The following is a 3,139-nucleotide window of genomic DNA, read 5'->3' on the forward strand; positions in this document are numbered from 1 at the left end:
ACAATTAGAACAATCAAGAGCAGTGCCAAGCGCTTCATGGCATCACCCGGCCGGTTATGTTGCCGAACCCTAAAAAGCTTTCCGCAAGCCTAATAAACATAGGCATGTCAAAAACTTCGGTGAGCGAAATGCCCGTTACAACCAAAACGGGTGATAAGGGGCTGACGGGACTTTTCACAGGCGATAGGGTCGCCAAGTTCTCGCCCGTTATGGAGGCAAACGGTGACATAGACGAACTCGACAGCTTCATCGGTGAGGCCAAGCACTACGTCCCGGAGGAGATGAGGGAGATACTCGAGAGGATACAGGTTCAGCTCTACGACCTGATGGCCGAGCTGGCGAGCAAGGGGAAATACGCGAAGGTGGGGGAGGATGAAATCCGCTGGCTCGAAGAGCTGACGGGGAGGTACGAGGAAGAGCTTCAGCTCAGGGCCTTCGTCCTGCCCGGTTCAACGGTTGCCAGCGCCAAGCTGGACGTATGCAGGGCCGTTACCAGGAGGGCCGAGAGAAAGGTCGCCAGACTGCTCCTCGAGTATGGTTTTGGGAAGAACGCGCTCGTATACCTCAACAGGCTGAGCGACCTCCTGTTCGTGATGGCGAGGGTCATAGAAAAGCGTGAGGGCAGGCTCAGGGAGGTCACTTAGAGCGCCTGTACTCCTCAATCGCCTCGAGGTACCTGTCGCTCAGAAGCTCGTTTGCCCTCGTCTCAACGTCCTCCAAAGCTTTCACGGCATCCGTTAGGTTTGAACTCACAACGGCAACCCCAAGTCCGCCAATCCTCTTTATTGCGATGACCTTGCTCGTGTTTTTTATGTATATCTCGATTTGACCTTCGAGACCGAGGTCGTCGGCCTTCTTCTCGACGTAGTGCAGGATGTCCTCTATGTGGGCGCCGAGCCTCTCGTTGCCCTCCAGACTGAGGCCGTCCTGCGTTATGACCATCTCGTAGACTTCAGGCTTGCTCTTGCCCCAGAGGAAGGACAGAATCCTAACTCCCATGCTCCCACCCCCGGCCCCGAGAAAAATGAAAGGTCACGACAGCATCTCTTCGAGCTTCGGAAGAACCTTCCTCAGCTCGAGCTTCATTCTACCGAGGTTCAGGTCGGCGCTACCTATTACAATCAAGAAGTAGTCCTCGCCGATTGGATTAACAAACATCCTCGCGTTCGTGTATTCGATTATGGCCTCCTTCGGCTTCCCGGCGTTGAACTGGTCGCCTATCAGCTTAATCGCTGAGGCCAGCTCGTGGAGAACGCCCGCAATGGCTTCCCTGTCGAGGTTCTTCCTCGCGGCTGACTCTATGACGAGGCCGTCTTTATCAACCACGATTGTCCCGATAACACCGTCGATTTCAAGCATGTCGGTTAGTATCTTCCCCATGACCAAGTCCATCGTGGCCATGGGTCTCACCCCCTGATTTTTTTCAGGATAAAATTACAAAAAGTATTTAAAAGTTTTACGGACATCTTCAGGCTGTAGTAACGTGCTCGGAGCTTTTTTCATGAAAACCATCTGGTTCGGAGAGGAGAACCTCCCTGTAGTATGCCCAGTAGTAGAGAACGACGACGGCCGTGCCGACCCAGATGCCGAGTGCAACGAGCCACGCAGGATATACGTTGAGGAGGGGTCCCACAACGATTAGTCCGAGCGGTATTGCGGCATTCGTCAGCAGATTCAGCGCCGAGAAGACCCTGCCGCGAACATCGCTCGGAACTGCCCTCTGAATCTTGGCCTCAATGGGAATGTCTATGAAGGCCTCAGCGGTTCCCATGACGACCGCGACAACCATTAGAACCACAAAGGCTTTATCCCTGCCAAGCCCGGCCAGAGGGGATATCAGCCATATGAAAACGAGCATAACGAGTCCGTTGACGGCCATGGCCTTGAAGAGGAACTTTCCCGCCTTCTTCCCGAACTTCGCCGCTATGAGGAGATTGCCCACAAGCGCCCCGCCCATGAAGAAGCTCTCCATGAGACCGAACTGGACGCTCGTAAACTTCAGGACTTCCCTCATCGCGTACGGAAGGAGAACCGTCCCGAGGGGTGCCATGAGGATTCCCATGAATACCGCAAAGCTCATGAGGGTTTTAAGGTAGCTGTGTTTGAATATGAACTGAAGGCCCTCCTTTATGTCGCCAAAAACCTGACCAACCCCCTCTATTGGTTTTGCCTTCCATTCGTAGCGAATGAGAATCTCAAACAGGCCTGAGCCGAAGAAGCTGACCGCGTTTATCAGAATCGCCAGCCTTATTCCCCCGATTCCGTAGATTAATCCTCCCAGGGCCGGACCCAGAAGCCTCGCCACTATGTTCATCGATGCCACTGTCGAGTTGGCCTTTTCAAGGAGTTCCTTATCGACCAAATCCGGGAACATCGCACCCGTTCCCGCATAGAAGAACGAGCCGAAAACCGCCATGACGACCTGAACGGCAAGGAGCTGGTAGATTCCGAGGAAGTTGAAGGCTATAACGCCGAAGAGCAGAACGCCTCTAGCCAGGTCGAAGCCGACCATGAGCCACTTTCTGTTGTATCGGTCGCCGACGACGCCGGCAAAGGGCATGACGATGAGTGAGGGTATCACCTCAGCCAGAACAAAGGCCGTCATCATCGAACCGCTGTGCGTTTTGTCCAGCACGTAGAGGGGCAAAGCGACATCCTGAACCGCCCAGCCGAGCTGGGAAATGAAGCGTCCCACCGCAAACAGCCAGAAGTTCCTGCCGAGGCCCTTGGACTCCATGCCGACCACCACTTTTTGATGAATTGAGTAATTAAATAATTAAATAACTTCGACTCTCACGTATCCGTTCACCGTCTTCACCCTGATGAGAAACTCACCCGTTCCGATGACCGGGTTCTCCGGGTCTACTCCAACAAGCTCAACGCAGCCGTTGGCTTTTTTCACCTCAATCCTCGCGTCGCAGAACTCTGTGAGGCGGAGAAACACGTTTCCGTTCACACTGCTTACGTTCACCTCACCCTCGATGTCCTCGATGGTAATCTCGAGGGCCCCGTTTACAGTGGATGCGTTTAGGGGACCCGCCACTGGCAGAGTGGCCCTTATGTGCCCGTTAACGCATTTCATCTGCCTGACCTCACAGTTCCTCAGGTCAACTTTCCCGTTGACCGTTTTTATCTCCTT

General features: G+C 54.0%; 4 protein-coding genes and 1 pseudogene. 1 reads left to right on the top strand and 4 read right to left on the bottom strand.

Annotation, left to right across the window (positions count from 1 at the left end):
- Positions 1-128: 128 nt before the first annotated feature.
- Positions 129-644, top strand: a complete 516-nt coding sequence (locus MVK46_RS02600; RefSeq protein WP_297535070.1) for a cob(I)yrinic acid a,c-diamide adenosyltransferase — start codon at positions 129-131, stop codon at positions 642-644.
- Here MVK46_RS02600 and MVK46_RS02605 read toward each other — a convergent pair.
- From MVK46_RS02605 to MVK46_RS02620, 4 genes and pseudogenes are all read right to left on the bottom strand, one after another.
- The gene (locus MVK46_RS02605; RefSeq protein ID WP_297535071.1) at positions 637-999 is read right to left on the bottom strand and encodes a hypothetical protein; all 363 of its coding nucleotides are present in this window, start codon (positions 997-999) and stop codon (positions 637-639) included. The two genes, MVK46_RS02600 and MVK46_RS02605, sit on opposite strands and share 8 nt — an antisense overlap.
- Before the next feature lie 33 nt (positions 1,000-1,032).
- Positions 1,033-1,401, bottom strand: a complete 369-nt coding sequence (locus MVK46_RS02610; RefSeq protein ID WP_297535072.1) for a roadblock/LC7 domain-containing protein — start codon at positions 1,399-1,401, stop codon at positions 1,033-1,035.
- Between the two features lie 67 nt (positions 1,402-1,468).
- Positions 1,469-2,737, bottom strand: a complete 1,269-nt coding sequence (locus MVK46_RS02615; RefSeq protein ID WP_297535074.1) for an MFS transporter — start codon at positions 2,735-2,737, stop codon at positions 1,469-1,471.
- A 39-nt stretch (positions 2,738-2,776) separates the two neighbouring features.
- Positions 2,777-3,139: pseudogene (locus MVK46_RS02620) on the bottom strand (hypothetical protein); the annotation flags it as partial.

This window comes from Thermococcus sp. (genome assembly GCF_027066465.1).
Classification (GTDB): Archaea; Methanobacteriota_B; Thermococci; order Thermococcales; family Thermococcaceae; genus Thermococcus.

Bases quoted from the DNA above. Each gene is read 5' to 3' on its own strand.
- MVK46_RS02600 (WP_297535070.1), top strand. From the start codon at position 129: ATGCCCGTTACAACCAAAACGGGTGATAAGGGGCTGACGGGACTTTTC.
- MVK46_RS02605 (WP_297535071.1), bottom strand. From the start codon at position 999: ATGGGAGTTAGGATTCTGTCCTTCCTCTGGGGCAAGAGCAAGCCTGAA.
- MVK46_RS02610 (WP_297535072.1), bottom strand. From the start codon at position 1,401: ATGGCCACGATGGACTTGGTCATGGGGAAGATACTAACCGACATGCTT.
- MVK46_RS02615 (WP_297535074.1), bottom strand. From the start codon at position 2,737: ATGGAGTCCAAGGGCCTCGGCAGGAACTTCTGGCTGTTTGCGGTGGGA.